This window comes from Acetobacter estunensis (genome assembly GCF_011516945.1).
Taxonomy (GTDB): Bacteria; Pseudomonadota; Alphaproteobacteria; order Acetobacterales; family Acetobacteraceae; genus Acetobacter; species Acetobacter estunensis.
Window position 1 is genome coordinate 13,294 of sequence record NZ_WOTH01000014.1, and the last position, 23,550, is coordinate 36,843.

The following is a 23,550-nucleotide window of genomic DNA, read 5'->3' on the forward strand; positions in this document are numbered from 1 at the left end:
GAGGGGGCGGTTGTCGGGGCGAAATCGGTCGTCAAGGGTCAGGCTCGTTCCGGCACGCCGCCGGACCATTCCGGGCGACGGGACGGAGGAATCCCGACAGATGGCGTGCGGGTCAAGAGCGCGTGCCCGCAACACCGATAAAACCGGGTGGACAGGAGTGGGGTGCGGGCATGGCGGCGCCTCTCCTCTGTCTGTAGTGGCTCAGCGGTCATGTGCGACCTCCGATAACCTCATCAGGCAAAGGATGGACGGCTTTTGTCAAGTGTATCGGAGGCATCCTCACGTTTCCGTGATTCTTCGGATGGTCCCCTCAGGCGCGCCTCCCATTGGGGCGCATCCGGGACGTCGTTCTGGCGCAGTTGCGCCGCACCTTGGGTGACGGCGCGCCATGTAGCCTGTGCCAGCGCCTTCCGACTCGGGAAATCTTCCGGATCGAGCGGTGGATGCAGCAGCACGGACGCGCGCAGGGAACGCCATTGGGCGAGTTGCCACACATGGGGTCCAAGATCCATGTCACCATACCACGCAAAGACAGGACGACGCGCCCTGCCGATGGGCAGACCGTCGATACGGTCATAGACCAGCGAGACGGGCTGGATCAGCGGCGTCATTCCCGAAGGGAAGGTCTCACCCATTTCGGACGGGTCTACGCCCCGCAGACGCGGCGGCTTGGCAATGGCGAAGAAGGCGGACATGAAGGGCAGCACGCGCGAGCCGTCGGACGAGGTGCCTTCCGGGAACAGTACCAGATTGTCGCCTTCGGCCAGCCGCGAGATCATCTCGTCACGCTCGCGGCCTGTGGAATTGCGCTGTCGGCTGACAAATATGGTGCGACCGATCTTGGAAATGAGCCCCATGACCGGCCAATTTTCGATGTCGCCTTTGGCCACGAAAACAGAAGGCAGGATGGTGCCCAGCACCGGCACGTCGAGCCAGCTTGAGTGGTTGGAGATGTAGATCACCGGGCGTTCGCCCTTCGCGCGGGCACGCTTTCCACCAAAGCCACCGGCGCGGCGGCCGATGGTGTTGATCTTCAGCGACAGGCAGCGGCACAGGACACCCCAGATCACGCGGGTCCAGCGGATCTTGGCAGTGCCCGGCACGAGCAGCAGAACGGCTTCGAATCCCACCGAGAGAGGAACCCAGACGGCGATCGCACTCAGTCTGAGAGCCGCACGCAGGCGACGGCCGCGACTTTGGGCGGCCTGTTTGCGCTCCAGGGCGTCGGCCCGGTCGAGTTCGCGGGCATCGACGCGGAAAGGCGGTATGCGTCTCTTGAGAAACGGCTGGGCGGCCGTGTGGCTACTGGCCGCGCACATACGCTTCTCCATGGAGGGATGAGGATGACGGAAACATGGCTGTTTCATAGCCTCAAACAACAAAAGCGGACAATGTGGAGAAGCGAAACAAAAAATCGACATATATCATGACCAGAACCCGACATTCAGGGGTCGCGCCGAAGAGCGGATGTGTTCATTAAGAGGCGGATGGAAGAGCCTGTTGTCTTCTTGCGGGTGAATCGGATGGTTGCGGAACGGGAGGCACGGGCTGTCATTTCCCGAATGGCGCCAGCACGTTCATTGCGCGGAGCCGCCATGCAATCGGTGCGGGTTCTGGCTGTGCTCGTGGCGGCGGGACAACCGGTGCTGGGGGCCGACTCCTCTTCCACATCCGGCAAGGGGGGCGCAGACCCCAAGGGTGTGGTGTCTCCGGCCGGTCTGCCCTACACGACAAAGATTGATCCCACGGGCAACAGCGATCTCGATGCCGCGCTGACCTCATCTTCCGACCTGCTCTCGCTGCAAAAGACGCACGCTGTCGGTCCGTTTGCGCTGGCGGGTCGAATCCGCAACGACTACGCGCGTTTGACCACTGCGCTGGAAAGCTTCGGCTATTACGATGGACAGGTCACGATCACGGTGTCTCGTCCGAAAGGGGCGAGTACGTCGGTGCAGGCGTCCATGGACGGACAGGACATCGGCCTGCCGCTCTGGCTGGCCTCATTGCCCACCAGTGAAACACTGACGATTGCCATCAAGGCAAAGACCGGCCCGCTTTATAAACTTGGCGCGGTGCAGACAGTCGCGGCCGATCACAAGACGCCCGTTGTGCTGACACCTCCACAGCAGCAGGCATTCGGTCTGAAAACCGGTGCGCCGGCAGTAGCGTCCGATGTGCTGGCGGCGGGAAACAATCTTGATAATGCCCTCCAGGAAGAGGGCCACCCACTGGCGAAAGTGGATATTCCCACGGCCTTTCTGCGTCCCACGACACACACGCTGGATCTGCTTTATCCCATCACGATCGGGCCGAAGGCCGATATCGGACCGATCGGTCTGACGGGACTGGACTACACCAATCCGCGTTTCGTGCGCAGACGGATGACGGTGAGTTCGGGGCAGCTTTATCAGCCCTCCAAAATCGAGGCGGCGCGTCAGGATCTGGCTTCACTGGGCATTTTTTCCAATGTGGGCGCGAAAAGCCCCGACAAGCTCGCCCCCGATGGCTCCATGCCGCTGACCTTCACCTTCAAGGAAGCCAAGCGTCACACGGTTGGCGCGGAAGTGGGCTATTCCACGGATCTTGGCGGTCGTGTGGGTGGGACATGGACGCATCACAACCTGTTCGGCAATGCCGAGCGGTTGAAGCTGACAGCGCTGATTACCGGCGTTGGCGGCACGGCGCAGCAAGGATTGGGCTATGACGTATATGCCGATCTCTTCAAACCCGATTTCCCCGGACGACACCAGAACGCCAGCTTCCGGCTGGAAGGCATCCGCCAGCTTTTCTATTCCTACCGACAGACCGCTCTGATCGCGCGTGCGGGCATCGTGCGGCAGCTCAGTCGTCGATGGAACATGTCCTATGGACTGGCTGGTGAGCAGGAAAAGATCGACCAGTTCGGGGTGACGCGCTCCTATACGCTGGTGTTCGCACCCATCAGCCTGAACTATGACAGTACGGATGTACCTTCGCCATTGGCTCCCGCGACCCATGGCGTGCGTGTGTCTCTCAGCGGCACGCCGTCGGCTTCTTTCGATCATGGCACGACCTTTTTTGCGCTGTTGCAGGCCAATGCTTCGACGTATTTCGATCTGGCCAATCTTGGTATTTCCGCGCCGGGACGCAGTGTTTTCGCGTTCCGTGGCATTGTCGGCAGCGTGCAGGGCGCGTCCACTTATGACATTCCGCCCGACCAGCGGTTGTATGGCGGCGGCACGGCGACCATTCGCGGTTATCGTTATCAGGGGGTGGGGCCGCAGTTTCCCCACAGCAAATACGCTATCGGCGGCACCTCGCTAGACGCGGGGACAGTGGAGTTCCGGCAGCGTTTCTTCAAGAACTGGGGCATGGCCACGTTCGTCGATGCGGGGCAGGTCGGTTCGGGCAGCGCGCCATTCACCGGAACCGTGCGTGTCGGCGCGGGCGCGGGGGCGCGGTATTTCACTCCCATAGGCCCGGTGCGCGTCGATGTGGCCGTGCCGCTCAACCGTCCCCCACGTGGCGACAAATGGGAACTCTATATCGGTCTGGGAGAAACATTCTGATGGCCGCTACAACGCCGGATGCTCCTAAGCCCCGTCGCTCTCTGCCGCGCCGTATCGCCAGAGGCGTCGGCTTTGCAGCGGGTGGTGTCGCGGGTCTTGTGGCGCTCACGCTGGGCGTGGTGCTGGTGGGGGCCAATGTCGATCCCGGCCGACATTTCATTGAGCGGCAGGTCGCGTCGCTCACGGGCAATACAGTGGTGGTCAACGGCCTGTCAGGGCGTTTTCCGGACGCGCTGCACATAGCCCGCATTGAGTTGCGCGACACCAAAGGCACCTGGTTGACGCTGGAGAATCTGACGCTCGACTGGTCACCACTGCGCATGGTGGGGAAAACCGTGCGGGTTGATGCGCTGAACTTCGACAGGCTGGCCATTCCACGTCTGCCTGTGTCGGACAGCACGAAAAAAACCACTTCCAGCGGCCCCACCAAAACCGGCTTGGCCATCGACCTTCGCCATGTGAACGCACGCCGGATCGAGGTGGGCGCATCGCTGGCGGGTCTGCCCGCCGTGTTCGCGCTGGAAGGTCATGCCAGCGTGCCGGAATTGGACGCGCTGCTGAATGGCCTTTCGTTTCAGAAGTTGCCGCGCGCGGATGTGCTGATCGACCTCAAACGGCTGGACGCAACAGGCGCGCTGAAAGTCGCGGCAACAACCGACAGTCGGGCGCTGGCGCTGGATCTGTCTGTGCAGGATGGCGTGGACGGCATTGTCGCCAGTCTGAGCCACATGCCGGAACTGGCCCCGGTGACGCTCGATCTACATCTCAAGGGGCCGACAAGCGCGGCGGCGCTGGATCTGAAAGCGGCAGCTGGGGCGATCACCGGCACCATCAATGGCAAGCTCGATCTTCTGGCCAGCACAGCGGATGTAACGGCTGCCGTGAATGCGCCTGCGATGACGTTGAGCAACAGCGTAAGCTGGGCGTCCATTGCACTTGCCACGCATCTGACCGGAGCGTGGACCGCGCCTGCCGGCACGGGCAAGCTCACGGTGCGGCAACTGGTGGCCGGTGGAGCGCAGATCGGCACGCTGGACGCGAATTTTGACGGCACGGATAATGGTGTTCCGCAAGATCGGCTGCATCTTGCGGCGGTGGCGGATGGGGTGCGTATTCCGGGTGGAAGCCCGACGCTTCTGGCGGCCGCCCCGCTGAAACTCGATGCCACTTACGCTCCGCATGCGCCAACACGGCCTGTTGTGGTGAATCTCTCTCATCCACTGGTTCAACTCGATGCCAATGCGGACACACTTCCTGCTGTGAAGGGCAATGCGAAGCTGAATCTGCCGGATCTGGCGCCGCTGGCGGCCGTGGGTGGGCAAAAACTGAGTGGGCATGCCGATCTTGCGGCGGATTTCGCGTTGCCGGATGCCAAGGGCGATACGACAACGGCCGCCCTTTCGGGCAATATCGCGGTGTTGGGCGGTCTGGCGCAGGCCGTGGGGCTGATTGGCAAAGACGGAAAGCTCGCGGCGCATGCGACTTTGCGCAAGACGGGCGATGCAGCGTCCGGGCAGGCACAGGACATTCGGCTCGACAGTTTCACGCTCGATGGGCGCACCCTGCATCTTGTGGCGGGAGCGCACGCGGTCGCGAAAGATGGCAAGACGACTCTGGACGATACGAAGGCCACGCTGAACCTGACCGATCTGGCGGCAGCACTCCCCAGTTTGCGCGGCACGGCGGCGCTGGATCTCACGGCGTCCGGTCCGACGGACGATCTGGCCGCTAAGGCGCATCTGACCAGCGATTTCGGCACGGCCACAATGCCCAAAGGGCCGCTCACCCTCGATCTGGACGCGCAGCATGTGCCGTCCGCCCCACAGGCGCATCTGACGGCCAGCGGCAAGCTCGACCGCGCGCCGCTCACGCTGGATGTTTCGGCGGCGCAGGACAAGGACGGCAATCGACACGTCGAGATCGCGAAGCTCGACTGGAACAGCGCGCAGGGGGCCGGAAAACTCGATCTTCCCGCTGGCCGCAAGATCCCGCTCGGCAATATTGATCTTCGGATCAAACGGCTGGCGGATCTGAAGAACCTGATCGGTCAGCCCATCAGTGGCGCGCTTGTGGCGGAATTGGGCACGACGGCGGCCAATGGCACGGCACCCGTGAAGGCCACGATCAATGTCAGCGGGGATGTGGCCGTCTCCCCCTACCGTGTGGGCGCGCTCAAGCTGACAGGCTCGGTGCTCGATCCGGAAGGTTCACCCAGCGCCGATCTGGCGCTCACGCTCGACCGTGTGGCCGCGCCTTCCATTGCGGGCAGTCTGCGCGCGACCGTGAAGGGGCCGCAGACCGCGTTGGCAACACAGGCGCAGGCCCGTTTTTCTGAACTGTATGGCGCGCCGGGGATGCTCGATCTCGCGGCTGTAGCGGACATTCCGGGCCAGAAAGTGCGCGTAACGCGACTTGCCGCCACCGCGCGCGGTGAGGATGTACGACTGCAGGCACCTGTCACGGCCTCTTGGGGCAAAACGATGGGCGTGGATCATCTGCGGGCCACGGTGGCGCCGCCGGGCGTGCCAGTGGCCTCCATCGACGCGGCAGGAACCATCAAGCCCGCGCTGGCGCTCACGGTGTCGCTGAGGAATGTAACACCTGCGTTGGCAAAGCCGTTTGCGCCGACGCTCCGTGCGGCAGGTACGGTGTCGGGCGATGCGAAATTGTCCGGCACACTCGCGGCTCCAAAAGGGCATGTTCAGCTTACCGGACGTGGGCTGAAAATGCTGACAGGCGATGCGGCGGCGCTCCCCCCGGCTCAGATTGACGCGACGGCGGATCTGGGGGGAACGAGTGCTCGTATCGATGCGCGCGCCAGTGCGGGTAGCAAGGCGACTGTGCAGGCCAGCGGCACGGTGCCCACGTCCAGCACGGGAGCCATCGCGGTGCAGACACGCGGGCAGGTGGATCTCTCACTGGCCAACGGCATGTTGGGGGCCAGCGGCCGTCAGGCGTTGGGGCAGCTTGCCTTCGACATGAATGTGCGGGGAACGATGGCGCGTCCCACCGCCACCGGGACTATCACGTTGCACAAGGGCGATGTGCAGGATTTCGCGCAAGGGTTTCATCTGGGCAATATCGAGTCCACGGTGCTGGCGCAGGGCGACAGCCTGACCATCCAGTCCTTCACCGCGCAGGCGGGCAAAGGCACGATGGGGCTGACGGGCAATGTGGGCCTGTTCCGCCCCGGCATGCCGGTCGATCTGCATCTCGTGGCGGACAAGGCGCAGCCGGTGGCGAGCGATCTGCTGACGGCCATCATGAACGCGGACATCACGGTGAAAGGGCAGGCGGACACACGACTGGATGTGGCAGGCGGGATCGATCTTCCCAAGGTGGAGGTGAACATCCCCAACTCCATGCCCAGTTCTGTCGCGACGTTGAACGTGGTGCGCCCGGGTGAGAAGCCACCGGCTCCGGAAGCGGCAACCTCCACACGTGTGATCGGTCTGGATCTGAAGGTGAAGTCACCGGGTGAGTTCTTCGTGCGCGGGCATGGACTGGACGCGGAAATGGCGGGCCTTCTGCATGTCGGCGGCACGGCGGCCACGCCATCCATCACCGGCGGCTTCAACATGCGGCGTGGAATGTTCAGTCTGGGCGGCATCACGCTGAACTTCACCGAAGGGCATGTCGGCTTCGATGGTACCGGCGTGAGTCACAAGCTCGATCCGACACTCGATTTCACGGCGGAGCGCAATGCCAACGGGCAGACCGCGATGCTGAAGGTGGGCGGCTATGCCAGCGATCCGAAGATTACGTTCGCATCGGTGCCATCCCTGCCACAGGACGAGATTCTGGCCATGCTGCTTTTCGGGACGGATGTGCATTCGCTTTCCACCACCCAGAAGGCCGAACTTGGTGCCGCGCTTGCCACGCTGGCCGGTGGCGCGGGTTTCGATCCGCTGGGCACGATACGCAAGACGCTGGGACTTGATCGTCTCGCGGTTGGCGGTGGCTCGGGCGTGGGCAATGGCGGTGCCAGCATCGAGGCTGGAAAATACGTGATGAAAGGCGTGTATGTGGGCGCCAAGCAGGCAACGTCCGGCAGCGGCACGCAGGCGCAGGTGCAGGTGGACCTCACCAAGCATCTCAAGCTGAACACGACGGTGGGAACGGGCGGAAACGTGACGGGTTTCACCACGCCCGAGAACGATCCGGGCAGCAGCGTCGGTCTGATCTGGCAGTATAGCTACTGATCAGACGAGGTGGGCGAAGTCCCGCACGATCTGTTCATAGACAGGTTTCTTGAAGCCGACGTTTAGAAGGGGGAGTTGCGCGAGTGGCACCCATTTCCACGCATCGAACTCCTGATGCTTCTGAAGATCGAGGCGGATTTCGGTTTCAGCGCCTGTAAAGCGCAGAGCGAACCATTTCTGCGTCTGTCCCCGATAACGTCCTTTGAGCGCCTTGCCGATCAGGTCGGCTGGAAGATCGTAGGACAGCCAGTCCGGGCGTTCTTCCAGCAGGGTAAGAGATGTCATGCCTGTCTCTTCCTCGACTTCACGGAAGACAGCGGTCTCAGGGGCTTCATGCGCGTCGATGCCGCCTTGTGGGCACTGCCATACACCTTCATCCGGGCCTCCGCCTGCACCGGGCATATCGGTGCGGCGGGCGACGAAAACGGCCCCCACAGAGTTGAGGATGACGGCTCCGACATTGCGGCGATAGGGAAGGGAAGCAGGATCTGTCATGCTCGTTTTCTTGCGCAATGTGGGCTTAGGGCGATGCTGGCGGGGCATCAGGAGGTGGAAGAGGGGTAGCCGTCACGGCTGATCCGTGGCGCGAAGGTGGAGAAGACGTGTCCTTCACCGGAGTCGGAACTGGCCCTGCAGGCGTAACTGGATGCCCTTCCGTGGAAAGGGCGCCGTTGGAGGTCCGGTTGCACAGTGAACTGACCGGCACAAGCGTTACGTCACGCCCGGTCAGTGTGTGGGTCCATTCTTCCAGACGCTGGAGAAGAACCGGACGCATCGGACCGGCAATGGCGATGGCTGTGCCGTTTTTCTTTGCCAGTTCCACCAGATGAGCAAGCTGCCCGTCGATTCCCGTGCTGTCGGCGTTCGTGTCCATGGACAGTGTCGCATCTCCCCCCATGACGGGGCCGATGCGCTGGGCGCCCGGTGTGGCGTTGAGGTAGAGCAGTCCGCGCTGGTCGAGAGTTTGGGCGACCATGGAAAAGTCAGGTGACTGCGCGTAGGCATCCCCATCCAGCCCCGAGAAGGCGTTCGTCACGCCAACATAGCCATCGAAACGTGACAGGGACCAGTTCAGATTGTCCTGATCGGCTTTTGAAGAATGATCGTAGCCGAGGGCTTTCGGGCCTTCATCGTCCAGAGGTGCGGTGGAAGGCTGCATGGGCAGGGAGAGGAAAATCTCATGTCCAAGTTCATGCGCGCCATCGAACAGCGATGTCTTGGCCGGTGCGTAGGCAGGGATGGCAAAGGAGATGGAAGACGGCAGATCCTGCACGGCCTCGCGTGAGAGATCGTCGGAAAGCCCGAAGCCGTCGAGCAGGATGGCAATACGGGCATTGCCGGGCGGGACGGCAGGCACCGCCGCGGCATAGACCTTGCGCGGCAATTCTCCGTTGGGGCCGCGTTTGGGAAGGTTGTGCCCCGGTTCACCGGCGACGGGCTCCAGCATATTTGCCTGAGGTAAAGCGACAGGAATTGTGCCGGGCGGGACATTGAATGACGATGCCGGAGGTGTTTCCGGTGCCTCGGCAGGCGCGGACGATGCTTTTTCGGGAGTCGCAGCCGACGGTGGCGCAGGAGGTGGCGCGTTACTGGCAGCGTTCTGAGCGACAGCAGGTTGCGCGCGCGGCGCCACCGTCAGACGGTCACGATGCAACGCCGCCCATTCCTGAAGGCCGATCGCGCCCAACAGGGCAAGCAGCGACGCTCCACCCCAGAAACGAACAAACAGACGACCGGAAGGAGGCAGTCGGCGCCACAGCCCCGGCGGGATATCCGGAGCAGTGGGCGGCTGGTGCATGTCGGGCGAAGACACGTCGTTAATGGGAGGCCTCGTTCTTGGCAGGAGTGGTGGTGGGTGCCGGCGGCAGGGAGGCAACCGGGTCCGGTGCGGGAACTCCGGCCATGCTGCGCACAAGGCGCAGACCTTCCTGAAGCTGGAAGTCAGTTGCTGGCTTGGTGATGTCGAAGGTCGGCCAGTTTGCGGGCGGCTCATGCGGAATGGAGGCCGAGAGCGCGGGCAGGTCGTTGCGTGCAGGTGGTTTGGTCTGGTTGCCCCCCTGATTCTTCAGGATGTGGGACAGATCCGCCTCACGAATGCTGAAGACCGGATCTTCACGGCTTTCCTTGACCACGATGTCCGGTGCAATGCCCAGTCCCTGAATGGAACGGCCGGAGGGCGTGTAATACCGCGCTGTCGTCAGGCGGACGGCGCCGTTCCCCGGAATGGGCATGATGGTCTGCACCGAGCCCTTGCCGAAGCTCTTGGTGCCGATCAGCACGGCGCGGTGATGATCCTGCAACGCGCCGGATACGATCTCACTGGCAGACGCTGAACCGCCGTTGATGAGCACCACGATGGGCAGGCCGTCCGTGGCGTCAGTGCCCTTGGCGTCCCAGCGCTGGCTGTCCTTGGGGTGACGCGCCCGCGTGGAGACGATTTCACCGCTGGGGATGAAGAAGGACGAGACGTCGATGGCCTGTGTCAGCAGACCCCCCGGATCGTTACGCAGATCGAGAACCAGTCCGCCGGTCAGCTTGCCGCCCGCCTTGCGCTTGAGTTCGGCATAGGCCTTGCGCAGTTCTTCGGCCGTGTCCTCAGTGAACTGCGGAATCCGGATGTAGCCGGTCTTGTCGTACAGTTCGGCCTTCACGGCTTCGATACGGATGATTTCGCGTGTCAGCGTGACGATGATCGGCTTGGTCGTCTTGGCGCGAATGATCGTCAGAGTAATCTTGGTGTCGGGCTTGCCGCGCATCTTCTCGACGGCGTCATTGAGCGGACTGCCGTCGATGTTGTGCCCGTCGATGGCCACGATGTAGTCGCCAGGCTTGATGCCGGCCTTCCACGCGGGTGTGCCGTCAATGGGAGAGACGACGCGCACATGCCCGTCCTCACCCTGCACTTCCAGCCCCAGACCGCCGAACTTGCCGGAGGTCTGCACCTGCATGTCCGCATACTGCTTCTCGGTCATGTAGGAACTGTGCGGATCGAGTCCGCTGAGCATGCCGTTCAGCGCATTGGTGATGAGTTCGCGGTCCGAGACCGGCTCCACATAGTTGGCGCGGACCAGATCGAAGATGCTGCCGAAGAGTGTCAGCAGGCGATAGGTTTCGGCGTGGTTGCCACTGTCCTGTGCGGGAGTGGAGGGGGCCGCCTCGGCATGGGCGACGGGGATGAGGACGCCAGTGGCGCCAACTGTCGAGACAACCCCCGGGGCCGCCATGATTCCCGACAGGAAAGCGGCTCCGAACAGCAGGGCGTTGCGAAACGTCATTGTAAGCGGTCTCCTCCGCCGGCCTCGCAGCAAGCCAGCCGTCCTTCTTTCAGCTCGAATCGTTCCGGTCAGACCGCATGATCGGGTCAAGGTCTTACCAAATCGGATACGAGGTTCTTAGCGGCAATCGCGCCGGTGGAAAACCGTTGCCGATCCATCAATTCGCAACCGGCCTGTCGGAAGGGTCACAGAGAGGTCGATGGATCGACGGGTTTGGTGCCGCGACGGAGTTGCACGAGCAGGGTGGGAGAGCCACTTGCGGGCATCGCGCCGACCGCAGCACCGCGTGCCAGCGATTGTCCTGTCGCGACGTTGAGCGACCCCAGACCGCCGAGCACGAAACGGTAACCACGTCCACAGTTGAGAATCAGCATCTGCCCGTAGCTGCGAAAAGGAGAGGCGAATTCCACCGAGCCCGAGCACGGGGAGCGCACGCTCGCGCCAGCAGCGGTGGCATAGGTGTTGCCGGAGGCCGGTCCAGCCTCCGTCCGCTCTCCCCATCCGCTGAGAAGTCGTCCGGCGACGATGGCGTTGCTGCTTTGGCGGCCTGATGAATGGACGGGCGGGAGAGAGGCGGCGGGAGTGGACACGGACCGGGCGCGCGCCGCGGCGGCTGCCGCTTCGCGTTTCCGGCGCTCACGCTCAGCCTGTTCCGCTTCTCGCTGGAGTTGGGCCATTGCCGCGGATTCTGTCGCCACGATATGCGCGAGTTCAGCCTGAAGCTCCCGGTTGCGACGGGCCTCATCGGCTGAACGGGACGCGGCTTCTCTCGCTGCGGCGTTTGAGCGTAGCTGCGCTGCCCGCGCTGCATCGGCCTGTCGCGCCAGAGCGTCCTTCTGCGTGGTCTGGCGGCTCTCGAGTGCTTCGAGATCGTGCTGCTGCTCCGCAAGGGTGCTGTTGAGTTGGGTAAGTTGCGCCTGATGTGTCCGCAGGGTTTCGGCACGGTTTTCGATGGTGGTGGAAAGACCGCGAAGGACCAGCAGGCCACGGATCGTGTCATCGGCTGGCAGGGGTTGGGTCAGCAAGGTATCGACAGGATACAGTGAGAGACGCTGGGCCACTGGAAGCACCGGTGCCAGTGCCTGTGCATCGGCATGAAGTTCGCTTTCCACCTGCCGCCGCTCTTCCTGAAGATCGGACATGCGCGATGTAATATCCTGCATTTTCTCTTCCGTGTCCTGCAACTGCCCGGCTGCCGTCACAGTCGCGGCGGAAAGGCGGGTGGCACGGGCGCGGTCCTGACTGGCCAGAGCGCTAGCCTGAGCATCGGTTTGCCGCGCATTGGCCAGACGCCGCGCTTCCTGCTGCTGTTGCTGGCGCAGCGCGATTTCACGGGCGCGTGCCGCCTCAAGCGCTGCACGGGAGGCGGAGGGTGGCGTGAGGGACGGATGACGACTTGCGCCATGCCGATGGTGCACAGCGGCCTGCCCCGGATGCCCTGACAAGACGAGGACAAACAGCAGCACGCCGGAGCGCGCGAGCATGACCCGCGCCGCTGCCGATGATCTGACGACAGCGTGGCCGGAGAGAGGATTCATCACGCGCGCAGGTTCTCGCGACGTGGAGAGACTGACAAGCTGGAAAGTTGTTTCAGTGTTCGATCAGGGATGTTCCGGTCATGGCCTTGGGCTGGGGAAGTCCCATCAGTTCGAGCAGGGTCGGGGCCAAATCCGCCAGACGCCCGTGACGCAGCTTCACGGTCTTCGCGCCCACCAGAACGCACGGTACCTCATTGAGTGTGTGGGCCGTGTGGGGCGCGCCGGTGTCGGGGTCTTTCATGGTCTCGCAGTTGCCGTGATCCGCCGTGGCGATGAGAGCGCCTCCTTGGCGTTCGACGGCTTCAACCAGACGCCCAAGTCCGGCGTCCACCGTTTCCACCGCCTTGATCGCGGCGGACAGGATGCCGGTGTGCCCCACCATGTCCGGGTTGGCGTAGTTCAGGACGATCAGGTCGTAATTTCCACTGTCGATGGCTTCCACCGCGCGGTCCGTCAGTTCCGGTGCCGACATTTCGGGTTGAAGATCGTACGTCGCGACCTTGGGGGAGGGGACAAGGATACGGTCTTCGCCCTCGAACTGCGTTTCGCGACCGCCGTTGAGAAAGTAAGTGACGTGCGGATATTTTTCCGTCTCGGCCATGCGGAGCTGCTTTTTGCCGGCTTCCGCCACAACATCGCCCAGCAGATCGCCCAGTTCCTGCGGCGGAAACAGCACGGTGATGAGTTCCGCCAGCGCGTCACTGTAACGTGTCATGCCGACAGTGGCGCGGAACTGCTTCACGGTCTTGCGGATAAAGCCAGAGAAGTTCGGATCAATCAACGCGGTGAGCAGTTCGCGGATGCGGTCTGCGCGGAAGTTGAAGGACAGAATGCCATCTCCGTCTTTCGCTCCTGCAAAGCCATTGATTACGGTCGGGATCACGAATTCGTCCGACACATCTTCGCTGTAGGCCTGTTCCAGAACCGCCAGAGGTGAAGCGGCGCGCGGACCTTCAGCGGCTGTGATGACGTCATACACCTTTGAGACCCGCTCCCAGCGGTTGTCGCGGTCCATGGCGTAATAGCGCCCCGAAACCGTGGCGATCTGCACTTCCGGCGGCAGTTCGTCCATGAGGCGTCGCAGATACTCCAAGCCGGAGCGGGGCGGTGTGTCGCGTCCATCGGTGAAAATATGCAGAGCGACCGGAACTCCGGCCGCCGTCAGAATCCGCGCGAGAGCTACGGCGTGGTCCTGATGGGCATGAACACCGCCCGGAGAGATCAGTCCCATGAGATGGACCGTGCCCCCGGACGTTTTCATGGTGTCGATGAACGTCCCCAGCACGGGGCTGGCGGCAAGACTGCCGTCGCGGATAGCGCGACCGATGCGCGGAAGTTCCTGCATGACGACGCGGCCCGCGCCGATATTGAGATGCCCGACCTCGGAATTGCCCATCTGACCTTCGGGAAGACCCACATCCTCACCACTCGTATCGAGAAACGTGTGCGGGGCTGTGGCCCAAAGCCGATCGAAGGTGGGTGTGGCCGCAAGACGCACGGCGTTGTCGGAGTCATCCTCGCGCCAGCCGAACCCATCGAGAATGACGAGCATGACGGGGCGTGGTGTGGTGCGGTCAGAAACGGGCATGGGGCGGACCTTTTTTATGGTTCTTATTGGGACTGAATATGACACTCCCGGTCCGCCCTTCCAACCCGCCATGCGGCATCATGCCGCGGGGCAGGAACTCATTCCACCTTGTCGTCCTTGCCATCGGAGGCAGGGGGATGAACGCAGTCATTCGCGCCCGTGACCTGACCGGAGCCCGGCGCGTCACTGGCGGGGAAACTGTCCTCGCTGTTTTCGTCCACGACATGCTCCTGTCCTTTGCTGGATGAGGAAACGCCGCAGGTGGGGGGCTGCTTCTGTGGTGTGTCTTCGGACATGGTGTCCTCCCTTGAAGCTTGAGGAGCCTGTCCCTTCAACGCCGGTGCCTCTCACCCGTTCACAGCAATGGGGAGGAGAAAGATCACAAGGGTGTGACAGATGCGCGTTGCCATGCTCCAGCGGCAAGGTGCGTTATGGAACAAGGTGAGTTTCTGGCTCCGCCATCCGGTTTTGAAAGGAACATTGTCATGACCGACACATCACGTCCGGCTCCCGTATGCGGGACGCTCACGCCCGAGCAGGCCTACATCCTACGTGAGCATGGAACCGAACGCCCGGGATCGAGTCCGCTGAATTTCGAGAAGCGTGAAGGGGTCTATCGCTGCGCTGCCTGCGGCACCCCGCTGTTCTCGTCCGCGACGAAATATGAGAGCGGCAGCGGATGGCCTTCTTTTTTCGCACCGCTACCCGATGCTGTGGAAACCACCACCGATACGTCGCATGGAATGGTGCGCACGGAAGTCCATTGCGCGAAGTGCAAAGGGCATCTTGGGCATGAGTTTCCCGATGGGCCGGAGCCGACCGGTCTGCGCTATTGCATGAATGGGCTGGTGCTGGACTTTCAGCCGATAGATGCCGACAACGCGGCATCCTGATGCACAGCTTTACCTGTCTGGAGACTGTATGACCGCCTTCGTTCTGCCTTCGTCCGTGACCGTCGTCGATCACCCGCTGGTGCGACACAAGATGGGGCTGCTTCGTGATGTCCGCACACCCACGGCGCTGTTCCGTCTGCTGGCGCGGGAACTCAGCCTGCTGCTGACCTATGAAGCGACGCGCAATCTGGCGCTTGAAACGGTGGAGATCGACACACCGCTGGAGCCGATGCAGGCCGAGCGTCTGTCGGGGAAAAAGCTGTGCTTCGTCTCAATCCTACGCGCGGGGAATGGGATTCTCGATGGAATGTTGGATCTCGTGCCGTCCGCGCGCGTGGGGCATGTGGGGTTGTTCCGTGATCCGCAGACACTTCGGCCTGTCGAGTATTACCTCAAACTGCCGGACGACTTGGTGAACCGGGACTGCATCGTCGTGGACCCGATGCTGGCCACGGGACACAGCGCGGTGGCGGCCATCGACAGCGTGAAGAAGGCGGGAGCGAAGAACGTCGTGTTCGTCTGCCTGTTGGCCGCGCCGGAGGGCGTGGAATGTCTCACGCAGGCACATCCAGACGTGAAAGTCGTCACTTGTGCAGTGGATCGCGGGCTGGACGATCATGGGTATATCCGGCCCGGTTTGGGAGATGCGGGGGATCGGCTGTTCGGGACGAAATAAAAAAAGCGCCGCGGAAGGGCGGCGCAACATTGAAATCCGGAAAAGGGAAAGACTGTCAGGCGGAGACGAGCTTGAAATCTGCTGGCAGGACCGATGTGTTCGTCGGAGCAGCCGTCGCAGTTTGCGCCGGAGCGTTCTGCTGGGCGCGAAGGCCGTCGAGAATGTCCTGATTAACGCCAAGCAGCGGCTTGAGGCCGATGTCGTGCAGCATGGCGCGAATGCAATAGCGCGTGGCCCAGACACCGAGTTTCGTGAGATCGCCGCGCAGAATGTCGGACATGCCGTTGTTGTCGATTGCGACTTCGCGGAGGACGGCGGACCAGAGCTTCTGGTTCATGGACAGGGCATGAAGGCGGCTTTCCTGATCTTTCGCGTTTTTCAGCAGCGCGATGGCCTGACCGAAGGCCATGATGTCCACCTCACGCGGTGCCATGGTGGCTGCGGTGCTGCGGTTATAGCGTTGGATGCCGTAATTCATGAAACCCCCAAAAAAAGAAGGGGATCAGGAAAAATCCTGATCCCCACTTGCCCTTAGCGGAACAGCGAGAGAATGTTCTGCGAGGACGACTTGGCGATCGACAGCGTGGAGATCGCAAGCTGCTGCTTCGTCTGAAGCGAGGTCAGCTTGGCGCTTTCCGCCGCCATGTCCGCGTCCGTCAGAGCGCCCACGCCGTTCGTCAGCGCGTCGCTGAGGTTGGACGTGTACGTCTGCAGACCCGTGATCTGGTTGCTGTAGTTGCCCAGCGTCTGGGCCTTGGAACTGATCGTCGTGATAGCGCTCTGAAGAGCGGTGACCGCCGTAGAGACACCACTTTTGAGACCGATAGCCAACTGGTCAATAGCCGAACCTGCGGAAGTCGAGAAGTCAGAGACTGTGGTGCCTGCGTCGGTAGCTGTCGTTTTGACAGATTGCCCGCCAATACTTCCTGCGGTTATAGCGGAAGTAGAGGTGAGTTTTCCTGTCGAAGTGTTATAAGAGACAGCGCCGTTTGTCGCAGTAGAAAGAGCTGAAAGTGCATCTTTGACGGTGGCACCGGTGGCAAGTTTAATACCAACATTTCCAGTGCCGGTGACGCCATTTGTCAGCGTTGCCGTTGAAGATACAAATTCGTAAGTGGTACCCCCAACAGTGACTTTATCACCTGCAGATGTTCCGCTGCCATCGCCAAGTGTGACGGCACTTTCATCGCCTGTACTGCCACGTGTGATGGTCGCAGAGTTGACCGCCGCACCGGAAGTCATTGAAATTTCACCGGAGCCAGCGCCCACAGACAGAGACCCATCGCTGTTGAGCGTGGCACTCACTCCTGCGCCGTTCATTGCGCTGACAAGTGCGGACATGGCCGACTTCACAGACGAACCAGCATCAACAGATACGGCGATATTACCGTCAGTGCTTACGTTGTCTCCTGTTGTGACAAATTCGAAAGTTTTGCTACCAACAGTTACTAATGTTCCTGCCGAACCCGTCGTCGTTCCACTGGAATCGGTCGTCGTCGTCCCAAATGTAATATCGCTGCTGGTCAGTGCGGAGGTATCAATGTGTGCCGTATTGGCGGACGTCATGTTGGCGTAAATGCTCTGCGTGGATTTTTCCACCGTTGAGCCCGCCGACGAGTCAGACGTAAGCCCCAGCGCATCGACGAGCGTGGTGCTGCTTCCCGACATTGTGCTGAAAGTCTGAGTCGCGCCCTGAAGATTTGTCAGCGTATTGAGAGTGGTGCCGTTATAGGCATTGGTTGCATCGCTACCGCTGGTCAGCAGATTGACGCCATTGAATGTGGCATTGCGTGCATAGGTGTTGACAGAGTCGAGTGCGCTCATGATCTGAGAGGCCATGGCATTGGCGTCGATACCCGTCTGTCCCGACTGCGTGACAGTCGCCTGCAGCGTTTGAAGCGTAGACGTAATACGATCAACGGCTGAGGTTGCTGTCGCTACCGTTGAAGCGCCAAGGGACAATGAATCACTAACCGCGGATAGACCGTTGATATTGCCTGTCATGGACGCACCGATGGCATACACCGCCGGATTGTCGGCCGCATTACTGACTTTCTGACCCGTCGAAATGGTGTTTTCGGTGTTGGTCAGATCATTGGTCGTTGCATTGAGGTTCTCAAGGGCAACGGCCGCAGCGGCATTGGTGTTGATCGAAAGAGACATGTTGGATTTTCTCCATTGGGTTCACTGCATTTTTCGCAGTGAACCCATGAAACGGCGGAAATCCTAAGCTTGGGTTAATGCTCCTGAGATTCGTCCGAAAAAATGGACGATGCCGCCTGTTTCAATACGGCGTCCTCATGTCGCACGACGCGTCGGGCAAGGCGGATGGCCTTGTAATAATCGCCCGCCAGTGTGGCTTGCATGGCTTCCGTCAGCAGGAACTTTGCGTGCGCGGACGTGGTCTCCTGCATGAACGTCGCGATGTGCAGACTCGCTTCCGCCAGTGCGGTGACACGCTCTTCCGGCGTGCCGACATAGGCCGTCTGGAGTGCGTAATAGATCAGTCGTGCCGGAGTCGTGGCTTCATCGGGTGGCATGATCTGGCGACCGAAGAGGAAGTTTGCTCGGTTGGTCAGCCGGATCTGCGCGGGGGTGAGGAAATGAATCCCCGCGCCATTGATGATCATCCGGTCTTCGGCTTCGAGTCGGATTCCCAGTCCCGCCATTTTCGGTCTCCTGTCGGCGTGTTTCGCTACGACGGGACTATCGGCAGGGAAAGTTTACAGGGTGTTATCGACTCGGGCGGGGCGATAACCTCGCAACGCTTCGTTCAGGCGCGGCGCACCACGTAGTGCTCGCGCAGGGCTTCGGTGATCTGCTCGGCGTGTTGCGGATCGCGCGCCTCGATCATCACTTCCAGTTCGGCGGCCTGCACCGAGGGGGCCGCGAACAGGCGCTGATGCGAGACCTCGATGATATTGCCGCCCGCCTCACCGATGATGCGTGAGATGTCGGCCAGAACGCCCGGGCGGTCCGGGATTTCCATGACAAGCCGCAGCAGTCGTCCGTCACGCAGCATGGCGCGCAGCAGCGTGTTAGCGAGGATGCGCGTATCGATGTTGCCGCCCGAAACCGGCAGCCCTACGCGCTTGTCCTTGAACTGGGAGGAATGGCTCATCACGGCGGCGAGTCCCGCCGCCCCCGCGCCTTCAGCCACCTGCTTCGCACCTTCGGACATCAGGGTGATGGCGTTTTCGACCTCACGCTCCGAAACCACCAGCACCTGCGACACAAGCTGCTGGATCACCTCATACGGGCGGCGGCCGATCTGCATGACGGCGATGCCTTCCGCGATGGTGGCTCCACCCGGAGGCATGATCTCGGGGCCGGGGAACTCGGCAAGCGAGGAAAAGCTTTCCACCTGCACGCCAATCAGTTCCACCTCGGGGCGCATGGCGCGGGCGGCAACGGCACAGCCCGACAGAAGGCCGCCGCCGCCGATGGGGACGACCAGCGCGTCCAGTGGGCCAGCGTCTTCCAGCATTTCCAGCGCGCAGGTGCCTTGGCCCGCCATGACGGCGTCGTCGTCATAAGGGGGGATGAAGACGCGCCCCTCGCGCTGTTGCAGATCGCGGGCGAAGAGGGAGGCTTCCGTGAAATTGTTGCCTTCCAGCACGACGCGTGCACCCCAACTCGCGGTGCGCGTCACTTTGCTGGCGGGGGTGAAGCGCGGCATCACGATCACGGCGTCGATGCCAAGCAGGCTGGCGTGACGCGCTACACCCTGCGCGTGATTGCCCGCCGAGACGGCGATCACGCCGCGCTCACGTTCTTCCGGTGTCAGCAGCGCGAGACGGTTGGCCGCTCCACGCTCCTTGAAAGATCCCACGGCCTGGAGATTTTCCAGCTTGAGCGTAATGTCCGCGCCGGTCGCCAGAGAAAGCGAGTGGGAGGGGATGGTGGGCGTGCGGAGCACGTGCCCCCGTATCCGCTGGGCTGCGGCCGTGATGTCCTCGAACGTGATCACGTATCGGCTTTCAGGAATAGATGACGGAGACGATCTCGTAGGTGCGGTCACCGCCCGGCGCGGGCACGGAGACAGAATCGCCCAGAGATTTACCGATCAGCGCCTTGGCGAGCGGGGAGGAGATGGAGAGCAGACCCTGCTTGATATCGGCCTCGTGCATGCCGACGATCTGATAGGAGGACTCTTTCTCCGTTTCTTCGTCGATCAGTTTGACGCGCGCGCCGAATTTCACCTGATCGCCCGACAGGGTGGAGGGGTCGATCACCTCGGCGGTGGAGATGATTTCCTCAAGTTCCTGCAGGCGTCCCTCGATGAAGGACTGACGTTCGCGCGCGGCGTGATATTCCGCGTTTTCCGAAAGATCCCCGTGTTCGCGGGCTTCGGCAATGGCGCGGATGACGGCGGGGCGTTCGTCGCTTTTGAGGCGGCGAAGCTCCTCCTCAAGGCGTTGCAGGCCAGCGGCGGTCATCGGAGTCTTCTGCAAGGTGGCAATCCTCGGTACCGGAAACACGGAAAAGAGGCCGAAGAGCGTATGCCCTCCGGCCATGGGACGTCATGGCCTCACCGAGACCGGCGTCTGCCGGAGAGCAGGCGCCGTCTGACGTCAGAACGATCCACTAAAGTATGACTGAAGCGGCGCGACATCAAGCGGACCTTCCCGCATGGCCGCGATGGCGTGGGTCGCGGCGCGCGCGCCCGCCATGGTCGTGTAGTGCGGAACGCCCATGTTCAGGGCCGAACGGCGGATGTCGTAGCTGTCCTTGACGGCTTGCGCGCCCTGCGCGGTGTTGATGACCATCTGCACCTCGCCCGAGCGGATCGCATCCACGCAGTGGGGCCGGCCTTCCAGCACCTTGTTGACCACCTTCACCTCAATTCCGGCCTCGCGCAGGCAGGCGGCCGTGCCGCGTGTGGCGAGAATGGTAAAGCCCATGTCGGCCAACTGGCGGCCCAGACGCGGAAGTTGCGCCTTGTCGCTTTCGCGCACCGAAAGGAACACCGTGCCCGAGAGCGGCAGCTTCACACCCGCGCCAAGCTGGGACTTGGCGAACGCCCGCTCGAAAGAGGTGTCCAGTCCCATGACCTCGCCCGTGGAGCGCATCTCTGGGCCGAGGATCGTGTCCACGTCCTGAAAGCGATGGAACGGGAACACGGCTTCCTTGACCGCGACATGCGGCACGACCGCGCGGTCATCGAGCGTGAACTCGCTCAGCTTCGCACCGGCCATCACCCGTGCGCCGATCTTGGCGACCGGGACGCCGGTGGCCTTGGCGACGAACGGCACGGTGCGGGACGCGCGGGGGTTCACCTCCAGTACGAAGATGTCCTGTCCCTTGATGGCGTACTGCACGTTCATCAGCCCGACGATGCCAAGCTCGCGGGCCATGGCTTCGGTCTGTTCTTTCAGTTCCGTCACGATGGCGGGCGAGAGGGTATAGGGCGGAAGGGCGCAGGCGCTGTCGCCGGAGTGAATGCCCGCTTCCTCAATGTGCTCCATGACGCCCGCGACATAGACATTCTCGCCATCGGCGATGCAGTCCACGTCGGCCTCGATGGCGTCGTTCAGGTAATGGTCGATCAGCACGGGGCCTGAGGCGACCTCAGCTCCGGCAAGCTGGAGGGCGACCTTCATGTAGCGCTGGAGGCTCGGGCGGTCGTACACGATCTCCATGGCGCGGCCACCCAGAACGTAGGACGGACGCACGACGACGGGATAGCCGATCTTCTCGGCGATATCCTCGGCTTCCTGAAGGTTGCGGGCGATGCCGTTGTCGGGCTGACGCAGACCGAGCTTGCGGAGAAGCGCCTGAAAGCGCTCGCGGTCCTCGGCGCGGTCGATGGCGTCGGCCGGTGTGCCCAGCAGCGGGATGCCGGCGGCTTCCAGCGCGTGGGACAGCTTGAGGGGGGTCTGCCCGCCATACTGCACGATGCAGCCAAGCACTTCGCCCTTTTCCTGCTCGCGGCGGATGAGGGCGATGACGTCCTCGGCCGTCAGCGGCTCGAAGTAAAGACGGTCGGAGGTATCGTAATCGGTGGAGACGGTTTCGGGGTTGCAGTTGACCATGATGGTCTCAAGACCGGCTTCGCGCAGGGCGTAGGCGGCATGGACGCAGCAATAGTCGAACTCGATGCCCTGACCGATGCGGTTCGGGCCACCGCCGAGAATGACGACCTTCTTCTTCGCTGTCGGATCGGCCTCACACACTGGCTGGCCGAACATGCCTTCATAGGTGGAGTACATGTAAGGGGTGGCGGAGGCGAACTCGCCCGCGCAGGTGTCGATGCGCTTGTAAACCGGCTTCACGCCTGCCGCTTCGCGCAGTGCGACCACTTCGGCGGCCTGCGTGCCGGACAGCCGTGCAAGCTGCACATCCGAGAACCCCATCGCCTTGAGACGGCGCAGACCCTGCGCGTTTTCGGGCAACCCGTGATCCAGCACGTCCTGCTCGGCTTTGACGATCTTTTGCAGTTCGCGCAGGAACCACGGCTCGAAACGGCAGGCTTCCGCTATGTCTTCCACAGACAGGCCCGCACGCAGGGCTTGGGCGGCCATGAGGATGCGCTCAGGGCGCGGTTGGGAAAGAGCCGCGCGGAAAGCGTCCACGCCGCCATCGCCGGGGGCTTCCACCGGATCGAGACCCGCAAGGCCGGTCTCCATGGAGCGCAGGCCCTTCTGGAGCGCTTCGGGGAAGGAACGGCCAATGGCCATGGCCTCACCCACCGATTTCATGGAGGTGGAGAGCAGGGCCGGAGTGCCGGGGAACTTCTCGAAGGTGAAGCGGGGAATCTTCACCACGACATAGTCGATCGTCGGTTCGAAGGAGGCGGGCGTGGAGCCGGTGATGTCGTTGGTCAATTCATCGAGCGTGTATCCCACGGCCAGCTTGGCGGCGATCTTGGCGATGGGGAAACCCGTGGCCTTGGAGGCCAGCGCGGATGAACGCGAGACGCGCGGGTTCATCTCGATGACGACCATCCGGCCGTCTTTCGGGTTGACGCCGAACTGCACGTTCGAGCCGCCTGTCTCCACGCCGATGGCGCGCAGACACGCGATCGAGGCGTCGCGCATCCGCTGATATTCCTTGTCGGTCAGCGTCAGCGCAGGGGCGACGGTGATGGAGTCACCCGTATGCACGCCCATCGGGTCGATGTTTTCGATGGAGCAGACGATGATGCAGTTATCCGCCTTGTCACGGACCACCTCCATCTCGAACTCTTTCCAGCCGAGGACAGACTCCTCAACCAGCACCTCGGTCGTGGGGGAGGCGTCCAGACCACCCGTGACGATCTGGTCAAACTCTTCCTTATTATAGGCAATGCCACCGCCCGCGCCGCCCATGGTGAAGGAAGGACGGATGATGGCGGGCAGGCCCACGTTTTTGAGCGCGCCACGGGCTTCTTCCAGCGAGTGGGCGATATAGCTCTTGGGGCTTTCGATGCCGATGGCATCCATTGCCTCACGGAACTTCTGGCGGTCCTCGGCACGGTCGATCACATCTGCCTTCGCGCCGATCAGTTCCACGCCGTGCTTTTCAAGAAAGCCCGAGGCGTCCAGCGCCATGGCGGCGTTGAGCGCGGTCTGACCGCCCATGGTGGGCAGTACAGCGTCGGGCTTTTCCTTGAGAATGATCCGCTCGACGAATTCGGGCGTGATCGGCTCGATATAGGTCGCGTCCGCAAGGCCCGGATCGGTCATGATCGTGGCCGGGTTGGAGTTGAGCAGGATGACCCGATACCCCTCCTCACGCAGCGCCTTGCAGGCCTGTGCGCCGGAGTAATCGAACTCGCACGCCTGGCCGATGACGATCGGACCGGCGCCGATGATGAGGATGGAGCGGATGTCTGTCCGTTTGGGCATG

General features: G+C 62.3%; 17 protein-coding genes. 4 read left to right on the top strand and 13 right to left on the bottom strand.

All coding sequences use genetic code 11. The features are described from left to right. Positions 1-233: 233 nt before the first annotated feature. Positions 234-1,319 (bottom strand): lysophospholipid acyltransferase family protein, encoded by a 1,086-nt coding sequence (locus GOB87_RS08450; RefSeq protein ID WP_166315156.1) that lies wholly within the window; start codon positions 1,317-1,319, stop codon positions 234-236. Positions 1,320-1,595: 276 nt separating this feature from the next. Between GOB87_RS08450 and GOB87_RS08455 the strand changes: the two genes are divergently transcribed. Then, positions 1,596-3,548: an autotransporter assembly complex protein TamA gene (locus GOB87_RS08455; protein ID WP_166315302.1), complete on the top strand. Its 1,953-nt coding sequence runs from the start codon at positions 1,596-1,598 to the stop codon at positions 3,546-3,548. Then, a complete protein-coding gene (locus GOB87_RS08460; RefSeq protein ID WP_166315159.1) occupies positions 3,548-7,750 on the top strand; it encodes a translocation/assembly module TamB domain-containing protein in 4,203 nt (1,400 codons plus the stop codon). Before GOB87_RS08455 ends, GOB87_RS08460 begins: the two co-directional genes overlap by 1 nt. Here the strand turns inward: GOB87_RS08460 and GOB87_RS08465 are convergent, their stop codons facing one another. The 6 genes from GOB87_RS08465 to GOB87_RS08490 form a co-directional block, all read right to left on the bottom strand. After that, the gene (locus GOB87_RS08465; protein ID WP_166315162.1) at positions 7,751-8,245 is read right to left on the bottom strand and encodes an RNA pyrophosphohydrolase; all 495 of its coding nucleotides are present in this window, start codon (positions 8,243-8,245) and stop codon (positions 7,751-7,753) included. A gap of 25 nt (positions 8,246-8,270) precedes the next feature. After that, positions 8,271-9,563: a divergent polysaccharide deacetylase family protein gene (locus tag GOB87_RS08470; protein ID WP_166315165.1), complete on the bottom strand. Its 1,293-nt coding sequence runs from the start codon at positions 9,561-9,563 to the stop codon at positions 8,271-8,273. Positions 9,564-9,567: 4 nt separating this feature from the next. Continuing rightward, entirely contained in the window at positions 9,568-11,025 is a 1,458-nt protein-coding gene (locus tag GOB87_RS08475) for a S41 family peptidase (RefSeq protein ID WP_166315168.1), read from the bottom strand. Between the two features lie 185 nt (positions 11,026-11,210). Beyond that, complete coding sequence (locus tag GOB87_RS08480) at positions 11,211-12,563, bottom strand: murein hydrolase activator EnvC family protein (RefSeq protein WP_242006259.1); 1,353 nt, start codon at positions 12,561-12,563, stop codon at positions 11,211-11,213. Between the two features lie 52 nt (positions 12,564-12,615). Continuing rightward, positions 12,616-14,151, bottom strand: a complete 1,536-nt coding sequence (gene gpmI, locus GOB87_RS08485; RefSeq protein ID WP_166315174.1) for a 2,3-bisphosphoglycerate-independent phosphoglycerate mutase — start codon at positions 14,149-14,151, stop codon at positions 12,616-12,618. A gap of 98 nt (positions 14,152-14,249) precedes the next feature. Then, a complete protein-coding gene (locus GOB87_RS08490; protein WP_166315177.1) occupies positions 14,250-14,447 on the bottom strand; it encodes a hypothetical protein in 198 nt (65 codons plus the stop codon). Positions 14,448-14,636: 189 nt separating this feature from the next. On the opposite strand from GOB87_RS08490, the gene msrB reads away from it, so the two are divergent. Together msrB and upp are read left to right on the top strand one after the other, a co-directional pair. After that, the gene (gene msrB / locus GOB87_RS08495; protein WP_166315180.1) at positions 14,637-15,044 is read left to right on the top strand and encodes a peptide-methionine (R)-S-oxide reductase MsrB; all 408 of its coding nucleotides are present in this window, start codon (positions 14,637-14,639) and stop codon (positions 15,042-15,044) included. Positions 15,045-15,072: 28 nt separating this feature from the next. Continuing rightward, entirely contained in the window at positions 15,073-15,720 is a 648-nt protein-coding gene (upp, locus tag GOB87_RS08500) for a uracil phosphoribosyltransferase (protein ID WP_166315183.1), read from the top strand. A 55-nt stretch (positions 15,721-15,775) separates the two neighbouring features. Here upp and GOB87_RS08505 read toward each other — a convergent pair whose 3' ends face one another. The 6 genes from GOB87_RS08505 to carB form a co-directional block, all read right to left on the bottom strand. Further along, positions 15,776-16,198, bottom strand: coding sequence for a flagellar biosynthesis regulator FlaF (locus GOB87_RS08505; RefSeq protein WP_166315186.1), 423 nt, complete (start codon positions 16,196-16,198; stop codon positions 15,776-15,778). A 53-nt stretch (positions 16,199-16,251) separates the two neighbouring features. Further along, entirely contained in the window at positions 16,252-17,883 is a 1,632-nt protein-coding gene (locus GOB87_RS08510) for a flagellin N-terminal helical domain-containing protein (protein WP_166315189.1), read from the bottom strand. A 74-nt stretch (positions 17,884-17,957) separates the two neighbouring features. Beyond that, on the bottom strand, positions 17,958-18,389 hold the full coding sequence (locus GOB87_RS08515) for a flagellar biosynthesis repressor FlbT (protein WP_166315192.1): 432 nt from the start codon (positions 18,387-18,389) through the stop codon (positions 17,958-17,960). 104 nt (positions 18,390-18,493) lie between these two features. Further along, positions 18,494-19,690, bottom strand: a complete 1,197-nt coding sequence (locus GOB87_RS08520) for a threonine ammonia-lyase (RefSeq protein WP_166315195.1) — start codon at positions 19,688-19,690, stop codon at positions 18,494-18,496. 10 nt (positions 19,691-19,700) lie between these two features. Beyond that, entirely contained in the window at positions 19,701-20,174 is a 474-nt protein-coding gene (gene greA / locus GOB87_RS08525; RefSeq protein WP_166315198.1) for a transcription elongation factor GreA, read from the bottom strand. Positions 20,175-20,294: 120 nt separating this feature from the next. Beyond that, positions 20,295-23,549, bottom strand: coding sequence for a carbamoyl-phosphate synthase large subunit (gene carB / locus GOB87_RS08530; RefSeq protein WP_166315201.1), 3,255 nt, complete (start codon positions 23,547-23,549; stop codon positions 20,295-20,297). Position 23,550 lies beyond the last annotated feature (1 nt).

Excerpts from the sequence above, each read along its gene's own strand:
- GOB87_RS08475 (WP_166315168.1), bottom strand. The coding sequence starts at position 11,025 with ATGACGTTTCGCAACGCCCTGCTGTTCGGAGCCGCTTTCCTGTCGGGA.
- msrB (WP_166315180.1), top strand. The coding sequence starts at position 14,637 with ATGACCGACACATCACGTCCGGCTCCCGTATGCGGGACGCTCACGCCC.
- GOB87_RS08505 (WP_166315186.1), bottom strand. The coding sequence starts at position 16,198 with ATGAATTACGGCATCCAACGCTATAACCGCAGCACCGCAGCCACCATG.
- GOB87_RS08490 (WP_166315177.1), bottom strand. The coding sequence starts at position 14,447 with ATGTCCGAAGACACACCACAGAAGCAGCCCCCCACCTGCGGCGTTTCC.
- GOB87_RS08460 (WP_166315159.1), top strand. The coding sequence starts at position 3,548 with ATGGCCGCTACAACGCCGGATGCTCCTAAGCCCCGTCGCTCTCTGCCG.
- GOB87_RS08450 (WP_166315156.1), bottom strand. The coding sequence starts at position 1,319 with ATGTGCGCGGCCAGTAGCCACACGGCCGCCCAGCCGTTTCTCAAGAGA.
- upp (WP_166315183.1), top strand. The coding sequence starts at position 15,073 with ATGACCGCCTTCGTTCTGCCTTCGTCCGTGACCGTCGTCGATCACCCG.
- GOB87_RS08510 (WP_166315189.1), bottom strand. The coding sequence starts at position 17,883 with ATGTCTCTTTCGATCAACACCAATGCCGCTGCGGCCGTTGCCCTTGAG.
- GOB87_RS08455 (WP_166315302.1), top strand. The coding sequence starts at position 1,596 with ATGCAATCGGTGCGGGTTCTGGCTGTGCTCGTGGCGGCGGGACAACCG.
- GOB87_RS08480 (WP_242006259.1), bottom strand. The coding sequence starts at position 12,563 with ATGAATCCTCTCTCCGGCCACGCTGTCGTCAGATCATCGGCAGCGGCG.
- gpmI (WP_166315174.1), bottom strand. The coding sequence starts at position 14,151 with ATGCCCGTTTCTGACCGCACCACACCACGCCCCGTCATGCTCGTCATT.
- carB (WP_166315201.1), bottom strand. The coding sequence starts at position 23,549 with ATGCCCAAACGGACAGACATCCGCTCCATCCTCATCATCGGCGCCGGT.
- GOB87_RS08515 (WP_166315192.1), bottom strand. The coding sequence starts at position 18,389 with ATGGCGGGACTGGGAATCCGACTCGAAGCCGAAGACCGGATGATCATC.
- GOB87_RS08465 (WP_166315162.1), bottom strand. The coding sequence starts at position 8,245 with ATGACAGATCCTGCTTCCCTTCCCTATCGCCGCAATGTCGGAGCCGTC.